The 14882-nt window shown below is 64.2% G+C and carries 9 protein-coding genes; 4 read left to right on the forward strand and 5 right to left on the reverse strand.

The features are described 5' to 3' along the window. Positions 1-96: 96 nt before the first annotated feature. Together LGN19_RS37340 and typA are read right to left on the reverse strand one after the other, a co-directional pair. A complete protein-coding gene (locus LGN19_RS37340; RefSeq protein WP_226220008.1) occupies positions 97-2961 on the reverse strand; it encodes a 2-oxoglutarate dehydrogenase E1 component in 2865 nt (954 codons plus the stop codon). Between the two features lie 317 nt (positions 2962-3278). Beyond that, positions 3279-5105 (reverse strand): translational GTPase TypA, encoded by a 1827-nt coding sequence (gene typA, locus LGN19_RS37345; RefSeq protein ID WP_226220009.1) that lies wholly within the window; start codon positions 5103-5105, stop codon positions 3279-3281. Between the two features lie 325 nt (positions 5106-5430). Between typA and LGN19_RS37350 the strand changes: the two genes are divergently transcribed. The 4 genes from LGN19_RS37350 (at position 5431) to LGN19_RS37365 (ending at position 10361) form a co-directional block, all read left to right on the forward strand. Next, entirely contained in the window at positions 5431-5922 is a 492-nt protein-coding gene (locus LGN19_RS37350) for a MarR family winged helix-turn-helix transcriptional regulator (protein WP_122945170.1), read from the forward strand. An 87-nt stretch (positions 5923-6009) separates the two neighbouring features. Then, complete coding sequence (locus LGN19_RS37355) at positions 6010-7506, forward strand: efflux transporter outer membrane subunit (protein WP_226220010.1); 1497 nt, start codon at positions 6010-6012, stop codon at positions 7504-7506. A gap of 52 nt (positions 7507-7558) precedes the next feature. After that, positions 7559-8773, forward strand: a complete 1215-nt coding sequence (locus LGN19_RS37360; RefSeq protein WP_226220011.1) for an efflux RND transporter periplasmic adaptor subunit — start codon at positions 7559-7561, stop codon at positions 8771-8773. Positions 8774-8801: 28 nt separating this feature from the next. After that, positions 8802-10361: a DHA2 family efflux MFS transporter permease subunit gene (locus tag LGN19_RS37365; RefSeq protein WP_226220012.1), complete on the forward strand. Its 1560-nt coding sequence runs from the start codon at positions 8802-8804 to the stop codon at positions 10359-10361. A gap of 85 nt (positions 10362-10446) precedes the next feature. Here the strand turns inward: LGN19_RS37365 and truB are convergent, their stop codons facing one another. From truB to infB, 3 genes are all read right to left on the reverse strand, one after another. Next, the gene (truB, locus tag LGN19_RS37370) at positions 10447-11379 is read right to left on the reverse strand and encodes a tRNA pseudouridine(55) synthase TruB (protein ID WP_226220013.1); all 933 of its coding nucleotides are present in this window, start codon (positions 11377-11379) and stop codon (positions 10447-10449) included. A gap of 13 nt (positions 11380-11392) precedes the next feature. Then, positions 11393-11791 carry a 30S ribosome-binding factor RbfA gene (gene rbfA, locus LGN19_RS37375; protein WP_122945165.1) on the reverse strand — a complete coding sequence of 133 codons (399 nt, stop codon included), beginning with the start codon at positions 11789-11791 and terminating at the stop codon, positions 11393-11395. Positions 11792-11905: 114 nt separating this feature from the next. Next, complete coding sequence (infB, locus tag LGN19_RS37380; protein ID WP_226220014.1) at positions 11906-14839, reverse strand: translation initiation factor IF-2; 2934 nt, start codon at positions 14837-14839, stop codon at positions 11906-11908. Between the last annotated feature and the right edge of the window lie 43 nt (positions 14840-14882).

Below are 14882 nucleotides of genomic sequence, written 5' to 3' on the forward strand. Positions count from 1 at the left end.
TCGTGCGATTCCTTCGGCCGGTGCGGCGCGCTACGCGCCCGGCGGGCCAAAAGAGACGGGAAAGCGCATGGCGCCTTCCCGTTTCGCGTCCGTCGGTTATTTCGCGATCGATGCGCTCTTCAGGCGGCCGAATGCACCTTCGATGAGGGCCTTCTGCTGCTCGTAGTGCTTCGCGTAGTAGCCAACCGCCGGCGAGGCCGAAGCCGGACGGCCGCTGTATGCCAGCTTCTGCCCTTCCTTCATGCCTTCCTTCAGATGGTGCTCGACGTAGAACCAGGGACCCTGGTTCTGCGGCTCGTCCTGCACCCAGACCACTTCAGTCGCGTTCTCGTACTTCTTCATTTCAGCTTCGAACTGCTTGTGCGCGAACGGATACAGCTGCTCGATACGGATGATCGCGACGTCGTTCGCCTTCGCTTCGCGGCGATGGGCGACGAGGTCGTAATACACGCGGCCCGAGCATGCCAGCACGCGCTTGACCTTCTTCGCGTCGATGCCGCCGTCGGTTTCGCCCAGCACCGGCTGGAACGAACCCTTCGCGAGTTCCGACAGATCCGACACCGCTTCCTTGTGACGCAGCAGCGACTTCGGCGTCGCGACGATCAGCGGCTTGCGGAACAAGCGGATCATCTGGCGACGCAGCAGGTGGAAAATCTGCGCCGGCGTCGTCGGTTGAACGACCTGCATGTTGTGATCTGCGCACAGTTGCAGGAAACGCTCGATACGCGTCGACGAGTGTTCCGGACCCTGGCCTTCGTAGCCGTGCGGCAGCAGCATCGTGAGACCCGACACGCGGCCCCACTTCACTTCGCCCGACGAGATGAACTGGTCGATCACGACCTGCGCACCGTTGACGAAGTCGCCGAACTGCGCTTCCCACAGCACGAGCGTGTTCGGCTCGGCGGTCGAGTAACCGTATTCGAAGCCCAGCACCGCTTCTTCCGACAGCACCGAGTCGATCACCGTGAACTTCGCCTGGCCTTCAGCGATGTTCTGCAGCGGCACGTACGTGCCGTCGTTCCAGCGCTCGCGGTTCTGGTCGTGCAGCACTGCGTGACGGTGCGTGAACGTGCCGCGGCCCGAGTCCTGGCCGGTCAGGCGCACCGAGTAGCCCGATGCGACGAGCGACGCGTACGCGAGGTGCTCGCCCATGCCCCAGTCGAGCGGCTGGTCGCCACGCGCCATGTTGCGGCGGTCGTTGATCACGCGCTCGACGAGCGGGTGAACCTTGAAGTTTTCCGGGACCGTCGTGATGCGTTCGCCGAGGCGCTTCAGTTCTGCGAGCGGCACGGCCGTGTCGGCTGCATCCGTCCACTTGCGGTTCAGGAACGGAACCCAGTCGACCGCGTACTTGCTCTTGTAGTTCGACAGGACCGGGTCGACCGTGTGGTGACCGTCGTCCATCGCCTTGCGGTACGCCTTCACGTAGGCGTCGGCGTCTTCCGCGCTGATCACGCCCTGCTGCACGAGCTTCTCGGCGTACAGCGCACGGGTGCCCGGGTGCTGCGCGATCTTCTTGTACATCAGCGGCTGCGTGACTGCCGGCGTGTCCTGCTCGTTGTGGCCCAGCTTGCGGAAGCAGACGATGTCGATCACGACATCCTTGTGGAACTGCATCCGGTAGTCGATCGCGATCTGGATCGCGAGCACGACGGCTTCCGGATCGTCGCCGTTCACGTGCAGCACCGGCGCCTCGATCATCTTGACGACGTCGGTACAGTACAGCGTCGAGCGCGCATCGCGCGGGTCGGACGTCGTGAAGCCGATCTGGTTGTTGATGACGATGTGCAGCGTGCCGTGCGTGCCGTAGCCGCGCGTCTGCGCGAGGTTCAGCGTTTCCATCACGACGCCCTGGCCTGCGAAGGCCGCGTCACCGTGGATCTGCACCGGCAGCACCTGCAGGCCGTCTTCGTCGCCGCGACGATCCATCCGCGCCTTCGCGGAACCTTCGACCACCGGGTTCACGATTTCGAGGTGCGACGGGTTGAACGCGAGCGACAGGTGGACCGGGCCGCCTTCCGTCGACACGTCCGACGAGAAGCCCTTGTGGTACTTCACGTCACCGGCCGGCAGGTCGTCGACGTGCTTGCCTTCGAATTCGGCGAACAGGTCGGCCGGCATCTTGCCCAGCGTGTTGACCAGCACGTTCAGACGGCCACGGTGGGCCATGCCGATGATGATTTCCTGCACGCCGCGCTTGCCCGAGTGCTGGACGACTTCGTCCATCGCCGCGATGAAGCTTTCGCCGCCTTCGAGCGAGAAGCGCTTCTGGCCGACGTACTTGGTGTGCAGATAGCGCTCGAGACCTTCCGATGCCGTCAGGCGATTCAGGATGTGCTTCTTCTCGTCTGCCGAGAAGTTCGGCGTCGCGCGGATCGACTCCAGACGCTCCTGCCACCAGCGCTTCTGTTCCGGGTCGCTGATGTACATGTATTCGGCGCCGATCGTGCCGCAGTACGTGTCGCGCAGACCCTTGACGATGTCGCGCAGCGAAGCCTGGTCGAAACCGAAGTACAGGTTGCTTGCGCTGTACGTCTGGTCGAGGTCGCCTTCGGAGAAATCGTAGAACGCGGGTTCGAGTTCGGGAATGGCGGGACGTTCGCGACGCTTCAGAGGATCCAGATTGGCCCATTGCGAGCCGAGGAAGCGATAGGCGCTGATGAGGGACTGGACGTGCACTTGCTTGCGTGCCGCAGCCAGATTGCTGGTGCTTTCGCGCGGAATGAAGGCATTGGCCTTCGCGCGCTCGGCGAACGATTCGACGATCGGAAAATGGGCGACGTCATTGGCATTCGAACCGTCCGTTGCAGGCACATTCTGCAGCGCGTCGAAATACTCTCGCCAGTTCTCCGGCACCGATGCCGGATTGTTGAGGTATGCATCGTACAGTTCTTCAACGTACGAAGCATTGCCGCCGAACAGATAGGAGTTCAGCTGAAACTGCTTCATTACATCTGACATTTTACGCTCACCTTTCTTCGAGCTTCTCGAGAAATAGCGGGTTACTCAACCTTCCGCGACACGGCCTGACCGTTTAGCGGATTGCGAATCAAGTCTTGCTTGGAAGGACCTAAACTTGCGTGCGCGCAGCATATCACAGAACCGATACCGAAGTTCACGGTGAAATGTGCCTGAAAGCACCGCGCGACGGGGTTTTGCCGGATTGCCACACCCCTCAGAAACAGTGTTTTGCAGGCAACCCGGTTGCACGTCGCGCAGATGCAAAAAAGGCTGCCCGCAGGCAGCCTTTTCCGTGACGCAGCGAACGGTCGAAATGCTTAGTCGACCGCACCTTCGCGGCTCGCGCGGCGACGCTCGTGCTCCTTCAGGTGACGCTTGCGCAGGCGGATCGACTGCGGCGTCACTTCGACGAGCTCGTCGTCGTCGATGAATTCGACCGCGTATTCCAGCGACATCTGGACCGGCGGCACGAGGCGCACGGCTTCGTCGGTACCCGACGCGCGCACGTTGGTCAGCTGCTTGCCCTTGATCGGGTTCACGACGAGGTCGTTGTCACGGCTGTGGATACCGATGATCATGCCCTCATAGAGCGCGTCACCCGGCTTCACGAACATGCGGCCGCGATCCTGCAGCTTCCACAGTGCGTAGGCCACGGCAGCACCGTCGTCCTGCGAGATCAGCACGCCGTTGCGGCGCTCGAAGACCGAGCCATCCTTGACCGGTGCGTACGAGTCGAAGATGTGGCTCATCAGGCCCGTGCCGCGCGTGAGCGTCAGGAATTCGCTCTGGAAGCCGATCAGGCCACGCGCCGAGATCTTGTACTCCAGGCGCGTGCGGCCGCGGCCGTCCGACGCCATGTCGAGCATCTCGCCCTTGCGGCGACCGAGTTCTTCCATCACGCCACCCTGATGCTCGTCCTCGACGTCGACGGTCAGCAGTTCGTACGGCTCGTGGCGCACGCCATCGATTTCCTGCATCACGACACGCGGACGCGACACGGCCAGTTCGTAGCCTTCACGACGCATGTTCTCGACGAGAATCGTCAGGTGCAGTTCGCCGCGGCCCGACACTTCGAACACCGTTTCGTCGCCGGTGTCCTTCACGCGCAGCGCGACGTTGTGGTTCAGTTCCTTCATCAGGCGGTCGCGGATCTGGCGGCTCGTGACGAACTTGCCTTCGCGGCCGGCGAGCGGCGACGAGTTGACGAGGAAGTTCATCGTCAGCGTCGGCTCGTCGACGGTGATCATCGGCAGCGCTTCCGGCGTATCCACCGCGCAGATCGTTGCGCCGATGCCGACGTCTTCAATACCGTTGATCAGCACGATGTCGCCCGCTTCGGCCGATTCGACCTGCACGCGCTCAAGGCCCGTGAACGACAGCACCTGGTTGATCTTGCGGTTCAGCACATCGCCTTCCGGCCCGAAGCGCATCGCGACCGGCTGGCCCGGCTTGATACGACCGCGCGTGATGCGGCCGACGCCGATCCGGCCGACGTACGTCGAATAGTCGAGCGACGTGATCTGCAGCTGCAGCGGCGCCTCCGGATCCGCCGGACGGACCGGCACGTACTCGAGGACCGCTTCGAACAGCGGGCGCATGTCGCCTTCGCGCGCAGCCGGGTCGAGCGACGCATAGCCGTTCAGGCCCGATGCGTAGACGATCGGGAAGTCGAGCTGCTCTTCGGTTGCGCCGAGCTTGTCGAACAGATCGAAGGTCTGGTTGATGACCCAGTCGATCCGCGCACCCGGACGGTCGATCTTGTTGACGATGACGATCGGCTTCAGGCCGAGCGCGAGCGCCTTCTTCGTGACGAAGCGCGTCTGCGGCATCGGGCCTTCGACCGCGTCGACGAGCAGCAGCACCGAGTCGACCATCGACAGCACGCGCTCCACCTCGCCACCGAAGTCCGCGTGCCCCGGCGTGTCGACGATGTTGATGTGCGTGCCTTCGTACTCGACCGCGCAGTTCTTCGCGAGAATCGTGATCCCGCGCTCTTTTTCGATGTCGTTCGAGTCCATCACCCGTTCCGCAATCTGCTGGTTCTCGCGGAAGGTGCCGGACTGGCGAAGCAGTTGGTCGACGAGCGTGGTCTTGCCGTGGTCGACGTGGGCGATGATGGCGATATTGCGAAGGGCGCGGGTCATAGAAACCTGGAAATCGTTTGAACGCGCAAAAGCGCCCGCTCGGTTTTCACGGGCGCGCGCATTGCAGCTTGGAAACCACAAATTATAGCACGTGAGAATGTCGAAAGCTGGCGGACACGTTGCGACGCAGCCAGCAGGCCCGCGCGCCCTCCCCTCGAACACGCCAATCGATCGAAGCCCACGTCGTCGCCGAGGTCAAAAACCTTATTGAAATAAGGGATTTGTCTGACGCGAAGCGCGCCCTTTGCCGTTCGATTAACATTTGCCGCGGCAAGCAACTGTGCCTATACTGCTGCCTAGTCAACTATTGCAGCTTCAGGGTTTTATGCCGGATTCTTCTACCCAACCACCCGTTTCGCCGCTGTCTTCGTATCAGATGAACGACAGCGTCGGCTATCTGATGTCGCGCGTGAAGTCGGTGATGACCAACCTCGTCACGCAACGCACGCAGGAAGAGCTCGGCATCACGGGCACGCAGGCGAGCATGCTGTTCATGATCGCGGTCGGCAAATGCTCGACGGCCGCCGAGCTCGCGCGCGAGTACGGGATCGACGCGAGCGCGGTCACGCGCCTGCTCGACCGGGTCGAGAAACGCGGCCTGCTGTCCCGTGTTCGCAGCATCGAGGATCGGCGTGTCGTGCGCCTCGAGCTGACCGACGAAGGCCGTGCGCTCGCCGAACGGCTGCCGCCGATTTTCCGCAGCGTGCTCGACCAGGTGCTGGACGGGTTTACGCCGGAAGAAGTCGGGTTCCTGAAGAGCATGCTGCGCCGCATTCTCAGCAACTACTGCGAGACCGCCGGCGGCAGCATCACGTAATAGTTGCCATAACAATTACTTTTGACAGATTAATGTAAGGAAATCCTTGCAGTGTCCATCATTCATTCCGAGTCAGGGATCAGCGCGATGAAATCCTCCCCGTTGTCCGTGCGCGCCGGGTCGTGCCGCGCCGCCGTTGCCGCCGCGGTCGCCGCACTGGCGCTGGCGGGCTGCGCAAATTACATCGGCATCAAGAGCGACAAGCAGATCGCCCCCGCGTCGCAATTCGAATCCGCCCAGAGCCTGCCGGCCCAGGGCGGCCAGTGGCCGGCGCTCGACTGGGCCAGCCAGTTCGGCGATCCGCAACTGCCGAAGCTGATCGACGAAGCCCTGCAGGGCAATCCTTCGATCGCGCAGGCGCAGGCGCGTATCGCCAAGGCGTCGTCGTACATCGAATCGTCGCGTTCGAGCCTGCTGCCGAAGGCGGAAGCCAGCTATTCGTGGACGCGCGAGCTGTATTCGGGGAACGCGCTGTTCCCGCCCCCGTACGGCGGCCAGTGGTACAGCGAGAACAACGCGCTCGCAAGCGCGTCGTGGGAACTCGACCTGTGGGGCAAGAACCGCGAACGCCTGCACACCGCCGTGTCGCAGGAAAAGGCGGCCGAAGCGGACATGCAGCAGGCACGCATCACGCTCGCGTCGTCGGTCGCACGCACCTACAACTCGCTCGCGCAACTCTATGCGCTGCGCGATATCGCACAACGCGAGATCACCAACCGCGAGACGGTCGGCAAGATCACCGACGGCCGCGTGTCAGCCGGCCTCGACACCAACGTCGAACGCCAGACGGCCCGCGGCAATATCGCGACGACCCAGGCTTCGCTGTCGGATCTCGATGGCCAGATCACGACGGTGCGCTACCAGCTCGCGGCACTGCTCGGCAAGGGCCCGGATCGCGGGCTGCAGATCGCGGCGCCCGTGCTGAACCCGAGCGGCGAAGTCGCGCTGCCCGGCAACCTGCCGGCCGATCTCGTCGCGCGCCGCCCCGACATCGTCGCCGCGCGCTGGCAGGTCGAAGCCGCGATGCACGACGTGAAGGAAGCGAAGGCCGAGTTCTATCCCGACGTGAACCTCGCGGCGGGCTTCGGCTTCGATGCGTTCGGCTGGGGCAAATTCCTGAATTTCGCGAGCCGCCAGGCACAGTTCGGCCCGGCGATCCACCTGCCGATTTTCGACGCCGGCGCGCTGCGCGCGCAGCTCAAGGGCCGCTACGCGGACTTCGACCTGTCGGTGGCGAACTACAACCAGACGCTGATCAGCGCGCTGAACGACGTCGCGACGCAGGTCGCGTCGATCCGCGCGGTCGATCGCCAGATGGGCGATGCGCAACGCGCACTCGACGCATCGACGCGCGCCTATGACCTCGCTGTCATCCGCTACAAGGCCGGCCTGTCGCCGCAGCTGCAGGTGCTGAACGCGGACAGCAACCGCCTCGCATCGGAGCAGACGGTGACCAACCTGAAGATGCGCCGCCGCGACATGCAGCTCGCGCTGATCAAGGCGCTGGGTGGCGGGTTCGACGCGACCGGCACGCCGCTCGCCGCACCCGATGCCGACAAGCCGACAAAACAGGCCGCCAACTGATCCGGCGCCACCACTACGCAGACACTCGAAATAACGGACGGAGAAAATCGCCATGAGCGACCAACAAAACGCCGCCAGCGCGCAGCCGCAGAGCAACGGCAAACGCAAACGAATGATGACGCTGCTCATCGCGGTCATCGTGATCGCGGCCATCGCGTATGGCCTGTATTACTTCCTCGTCGCCCGCTTCCATGAAGGGACCGACGACGCGTACGTGAACGGCAACGTCGTGCAGATCACGCCGCAAGTCACCGGCACCGTGATCGCGGTGAAAGCCGACGACACGCAGACGGTCAAGGCCGGCGATCCGCTCGTCGTGCTCGACCCGGCCGATTCGCAGGTCACGCTGCAGCAGGCCGAAGCCAATCTCGCGCAAACGGTGCGCCAGGTGCGCGGCCTGTTCGTCAACGACGACCAGTACCGCGCGCAAGTCGCGCTGCGCCAGTCCGACCTGTCGAAAGCCGAGGACGATCTCCGTCGCCGCGTAGCCGTCGCGCAGACGGGCGCCGTGTCGCAGGAAGAAATCTCGCACGCACGCGACGCCGTTCGCGCCGCCCAGGCATCGCTCGACGCGTCGCAGCAGCAGCTCGCATCGAACCGCGCGCTGACCGCGAACACGACGATCGCATCGCATCCGAACGTGATGGCCGCGGCCGCGAAGGTTCGCGACGCCTACCTGGCAAATGCGCGTAACGTGCTGCCCGCACCGGTCACCGGCTATGTCGCGAAGCGCTCGGTGCAGGTCGGCCAGCGCGTGTCGCCGGGCACGCCGCTGATGTCGGTGGTGCCGCTGAATGCGGTGTGGGTCGATGCGAACTTCAAGGAAGTCCAGCTCAAGCACATGCGCATCGGCCAGCCGGTCGAACTGACGGCCGACATCTATGGCTCGTCGGCGGTCTACCACGGCAAGGTGGTCGGCTTCTCGGCCGGCACCGGCTCGGCGTTCTCGCTGCTGCCGGCGCAGAACGCGACGGGTAACTGGATCAAGGTCGTGCAGCGCCTGCCGGTGCGGATCGAACTCGATCCGAAGGATCTCGACAAGCACCCGCTGCGCATCGGCCTGTCGATGCAGGTCGACGTGGACATCAAGGACGAACGCGGCGATCAGCTCGTGAACGCGCAGAACACCGTCTACGAGACCAACGTGTTCGCGAAGTACGGCGACGAAGCCGATGCCGAAATCGCCCGCATCATCGCCGAGAACGCAGGCGGCAACGCATCGGCACCGGCCGCGGCGAAGTCGAACGCCATCGCGAAGATGATGTAACCGTTCCGACTCCGGAAAAACAACCGACATGGCACAGGCTCCTGTCTCTCACCCGCCCCTGCAGGGCGGGCAACTCGTGATCGGGACAATCGCGGTATCGCTCGCGGTGTTCATGAACGTGCTCGACACGTCCATCGCGAACGTCGCGATCCCGACCATCTCGGGCGACCTCGGCGTGTCGTCCGACCAGGGTACGTGGGTCATTACGTCGTTCGCGGTCGCGAATGCAATCTCGGTGCCGCTGACAGGCTGGCTGACCGACCGCTTCGGTCAGGTTCGCCTGTTCCTCGCGTCGATCATCCTGTTCGTCATTTCGTCGTGGATGTGCGGACTCGCGCCGACGCTGCCGTTCCTGCTTGCGTCGCGCGTGCTGCAAGGCGCAGTTGCGGGCCCGATGATTCCGCTGTCCCAAGCGCTCCTGCTGTCCAGCTATCCGCGCGCCAAGGCGCCAATGGCGCTCGCGCTATGGGCGATGACGACGCTGATCGCCCCGGTTGCCGGCCCGATCCTCGGCGGCTGGATCTCGGACAACTACTCGTGGCCGTGGATCTTCTACGTCAACATCCCGGTCGGCATCGCTGCCGCCGCCGCGACGTGGGCGATCTACCGCAATCGGGAGTCAGCCGTGCGCCGCGCGCCGATCGACGGCGTGGGCCTCGCGCTGCTGGTCATCTGGGTCGGCTCGCTGCAGATCATGCTCGACAAGGGCAAGGATCTCGACTGGTTCGCGTCGACGACCATCATCGTGCTTGCACTGACCGCGGTCATTGCGTTCGCGTTCTTCGTCATCTGGGAATTGACCGCCGAGCACCCGGTCGTCGACCTGTCGCTGTTCCGCATGCGGAACTTCACCGGGGGCACGGTTGCACTGTCGATCGGATACGGCCTGTACTTTGGCAACCTCGTGCTGTTGCCGCTGTGGCTGCAGACGCAGATCGGCTACACCGCGACCGACGCCGGTCTCGTGATGGCACCGGTCGGGCTGTTCGCCATCCTGCTGTCGCCACTCACCGGGAAGTATCTGCCGCGTACCGATCCGCGCTTTATCTCGACTGCGTCGTTCCTGACGTTTGCGCTGTGCTTCTGGATGCGGTCGCGCTACACGACGGGTGTCGACGAATGGTCGCTGACGCTGCCGACGCTCGTGCAGGGCATCGCGATGGCCGGCTTCTTCATCCCGCTGGTGTCGATCACGCTGTCCGGCCTGCCCGGCCACCGCATCCCCGCAGCATCGGGCCTGTCGAACTTCGTGCGGATCATGTGCGGCGGTATCGGCACGTCGATCTTCCAGACGGCCTGGGACCATCGCAACAACTTCCATCATGCGCAGCTGGTCGAGCAGACGAACGTCTACAACCCGACGTTCAACCAGGCCGTCACGCAGATGGGCAACCTCGGTCTGACGCAGGAGCAGGCGCACGGGTTGATCAACAACATGGCCACGCAGCAGGCCGCGCAGCTCGGCGTGAACGACCTGTTCTACATCTCGGCGGCGATCTTCGTGCTGCTGATCGGGCTGATCTGGATCACGAAGCCCGAGCGCTCAGGCGGCGGCGATGCAGGCGCCGCGGCATCGGCTGCACACTGAACGCGCAGCCAGAACGCAAACAAAAAGCCCGGTCGACATCGACCGGGCTTTTTTATTTCGACGGGAGCGCGTTCGCTCGGCTGCGTCAGGCGGCCGTGACAACGAGCCGCTCCGGCGCCAGTACGCCGTTCGCCTTGCGGGCCACGCCGAGCAGTCGCGTCGCGTCGTAGACACGCACCCGCTCACCTTCGGCCGCGTCGATCGGGTCGAGCGCCGACAGCGGCAGACGCTGGCCATGCAGGAACCGCTTCGCGCCGGTTTCATCGAGACGCACCAGCGGAAACGTCGACAGCAACGCGTCGACCGGCTGGAGCCACGCATCGCGCGACGCTTCGTCGGCATCGGACAGCGCATCCAGCGTCACCGCATGCTCGAGCGTCAGCGCACCGACGCCCGTGCGACGCAGCATCGTCAGATGCGCACCGCAACCGAGCGCCTCGCCGATATCCTCTGCCAGCGTGCGCACGTACGTGCCCTTGCTGCAGGTCACGCGAAACGTCACGTCAGGCAGGTCGCACGCGAGCAGGTCGAGTGCGAGGATCGTCACGTTGCGGCCCTCGCGTTCGACGGTTTGCCCCGCGCGCGCGTATTCGTACAGCGGCTTGCCATCGCGCTTGAGCGCCGAATACATCGGCGGCACCTGCACGATCTCGCCGGTGAAGCGCACGAGCGCGGCTTCTACCGCCGCGCGGTCGCATTCGACCGGCCGCGTGTCGATTACCTCGCCTTCCGCGTCGCCGGTGGCCGTACGCTGACCGAGACGCATCGTCGCTTCGTAAGTCTTGTCCGCTTCGAGCAGATCCTGCGAGAACTTCGTCGCCTCGCCGAAGCACAGCGGCAGCAAACCCGAAGCCAGCGGATCGAGCGTGCCGGTGTGACCGGCTTTCTTCGCGAGCAGCAGGCGCTTCGCACGAATCAGCGCATCGTTGCTCGACAGGCCGATCGGCTTGTCGAGCAGGAGGACGCCGTCCAGCACGCGCCGGGGCACGCGCGGACGTTGGGGTGCTGCAGTCGTCATAGGTCGGTCGAGCTCAGTCGTCCTTGGCGGCCGCGTCGGCCTCGTCGTCGTCCTTCGCGCGCGTCGAGTTCGCTTCCTTGATCAGGCGCGACATTTCGACGGCCTTCTCGATCGTCTGGTCGTAGTGGAAATGCAGCGTCGGCACCGTATGAATGTGCAGGCGCTTGAACAACAGGTTGTGCAAGTGACCCGACGCGTGGTTCAGCGCTTCCTGCGTCTTGGCCGGATCACCGGTCAACGCAGTGAAGAAGACCTTCGCGTGCGCGTAATCCGGCGTGAGTTCCACGCTCTGGATGGTCACGATGCCGATGCGCGGGTCCTTGACCTCGCGCATGATGAGTTCGGACAGATCGCGCTGAATCTGGTCAGCGATCTGCACGTTGCGATTGGGGGAAGTACGTTTCCTGGACATGATCGATCCGTGATCCGTTTATCAGGATAAAGCGGCGGCCAGTATTGGCACGCCACCATGAAAATGGGCGGGACAGGCCCAAGCCTGCCCCGCCCATGAGCCGATGCGCGAGGGTTACAGCGTACGCGCGACTTCGGTCACTTCGAAGACTTCGAACTGGTCGCCTTCGACGATGTCGTTGAAGTTCTTCACCGACATACCGCACTCGAAGCCTTGCTTCACTTCCTTCACGTCGTCCTTGAAGCGCTTCAGCGATTCGAGTTCGCCCGTGAAGATCACGACGTTGTTACGCAGCACGCGCACCGACGACGAGCGCTTGACGATACCGTCCGTCACCATACAGCCGGCGACTGCACCGATCTTCGGTACCTTGAAGACCTGGCGCACCTCGACCATGCCGGTGATGACTTCGCGCTTCTCCGGTGCCAGCATGCCCGACATCGCCGCCTTCACCTCATCCACTGCGTCATAGATGATGTTGTAGTAACGGATGTCGATGCCGTTCGACTCGGCCAGCTTGCGCGCCTGTGCATCTGCACGCGTGTTGAAGCCGATGATGACCGCTTTCGATGCCGTTGCGAGGTTGACGTCGTTTTCGCTGATGCCACCCACCGCGCTGTGCACGATCTGCACGCGCACTTCGGCGGTCGACAGCTTGAGCAGCGACTGCACGAGTGCTTCCTGCGAGCCCTGCACGTCGGCCTTGATGATGAGCGGCAGGTTCTGCACTTCGCCTTCGCCCATCTGCTCGAGCATGCTCTCCAGCTTCGCGGCCTGCTGCTTCGCAAGCTTGACGTCGCGGAACTTGCCTTGACGGAACAGTGCGATTTCACGCGCCTTGCGCTCGTCCGGCAGCACGATGACTTCTTCGCCCGCACCCGGCACTTCCGACAGACCCTGGATTTCGACCGGGATCGACGGGCCGGCTTCCTTCGTCGGCTTGCCGTTCTCGTCGAGCATCGCACGCACGCGGCCGTAGGCCGTACCCGCCAGCACGACGTCGCCTCGGTTCAGCGTACCGGACTGCACCAGGATCGTCGCGACCGGGCCCTTGCCCTTGTCAAGCTTCGCTTCGATCACGATGCCCTTGGCCGGCGCCTCGACCGGTGCCTTCAGTTCCAGCACTTCGGCTTGCAGCAGCACGTTCTCGAGCAGATCGTCGATACCCGCGCCCGTCTTCGCCGAAACCGGCACGAACGGCGAATCGCCGCCGTACTCTTCGGGCACGACGCCTTCCGAGACCAGCTCCTGCTTGACGCGATCGAGATTCGCGTCCGGCTTGTCGATCTTGTTGATCGCGACGACGATCGGCACGCCGCCTGCCTTCGCGTGGGCGATGGCTTCCTTCGTCTGCGGCATCACACCGTCGTCGGCTGCCACCACCAGCACCACGATGTCGGTCGCCTTCGCGCCGCGTGCACGCATTGCCGTGAACGCTTCGTGACCCGGCGTATCGAGGAACGTGATGACGCCACGCGGCGTGTCGACGTGATAAGCGCCGATATGCTGCGTAATGCCGCCCGCTTCGCCAGCGGCAACCTTCGCGCGGCGGATGTGGTCGAGCAGCGAGGTCTTGCCGTGGTCGACGTGACCCATGACCGTGACGACCGGCGGACGCGGCAGTTGCTCCGCATCGGTACCCGTTTCGCCTTCGACGAGCAGCGCTTCCGGATCGTCCAGCTTCGCGGCAACCGCGCGGTGGCCCAGTTCCTCGACGATGATCATCGCCGTTTCCTGGTCCAGCACCTGGTTGATCGTGACCATCTGGCCCATCTTCATCATCACCTTGATGACTTCGGAGGCCTTGACCGACATCTTGTGCGCGAGATCGGCAACCGACACGGTTTCCGGCACGTGCACTTCGCGGACGATCGGTTCGGTCGGCGCCTGGAACGTCGAGCTGTCCTGGTGACGGCCGCGACCCTTCGGGCCGCCGCGCCAGCCGCGGTCGACGCCGCCGCTCGAGTCGCCGCGCGTCTTGATGCCGCGACGCTTCGATGCGTCGTCCTGCCAGCCGCCCTTGCCTGCGCCCGGCTTCTTGTTGCGGTCGCCCGCGCCTGCCGGCGCAGTCGTAGCCGGCGCTGCAGCGCCGGCCGGCTTCTTCACGGCCGGACGCGCCTGCGCACCTTCCGGCTTTGCCGGCTTGTGCAGCGTGCCCTTCGCTTCGGCCGGCTTCGGCGGCTCGACCGGCTTCGGCGGCTCGACTGCCTTGACCACGGCCTTGCGCGGCGTGTTCATCATTTCGCGAATCGCACGCGCTTCGGCTTCTGCCGCCGCACGACGCTTGCTGATCTCTTCCTGCTCGGCGCGCGCCTTGTCCGCCGCCTCGCGAGCTGCGTCCTCAGCCTTCTTCGCCGCTTCGCGCTGCGCCGCACGTTCGGCGGCTGCGCGTGCTTCGTCCTGCGCGGACTGCGCAGTTGCCGCTTCCTGTTCGGAAGCAGCAGCCTGCTGTGCGGCCGCCTGCTGCTGCGCGGCTGCCTGCTGCTGCGCCGCCGCAGCTTCGGCCGCGGCACGCTTCGCCGCCGCTTCTTCCTCGGCACGACGGCGCTCGGCTTCAGCCGCTTCCTCGCGGGCGCGGCGATCTGCTTCCTCGCGCTCGAGGCGTTCCTGACGCTCGCGCAGTTCCTGCGCCTGCTTCTCGAGCAGTTCGGCCTCGCGGCGCGCTTCTTCTTCGCGACGCTTCAGTTCTGCATCGTCGTCCGCTTCGGCGACCTGCGCCTGACCCTGTTCCGCACCCTCGCTCGCGTCGTCGCGCTTGACGAACGTACGCTTCTTGCGGACCTCGACCTGAATGGTGCGAGCCTTGCCCGTCGCGTCAGATTGCTTGATCTCCGACGTATGCTTGCGGGTCAGCGTGATCTTGCGCTTGTCGCCGTCGGTTGCGCCGTGCGACTTGCGCAAATGATCGAGCAGACGCGCCTTGTCCGTTTCGGACAGCGCATCGTCTTCACTCGCTTTCTGGACGCCCGCTGCCTGCAGCTGTTCGAGCAGCACACCAGCAGGCATTTTCAGTTCCGCGGCAAATTGGGCTACGTTGTTACTCGCCATTCATTCCTCTTAGTGCAAGGACCGATTCCTTGCGGTTAGCATC

It is taken from the genome of Burkholderia sp. AU30198, assembly GCF_020419825.1.
Classification (GTDB): Bacteria; Pseudomonadota; Gammaproteobacteria; order Burkholderiales; family Burkholderiaceae; genus Burkholderia.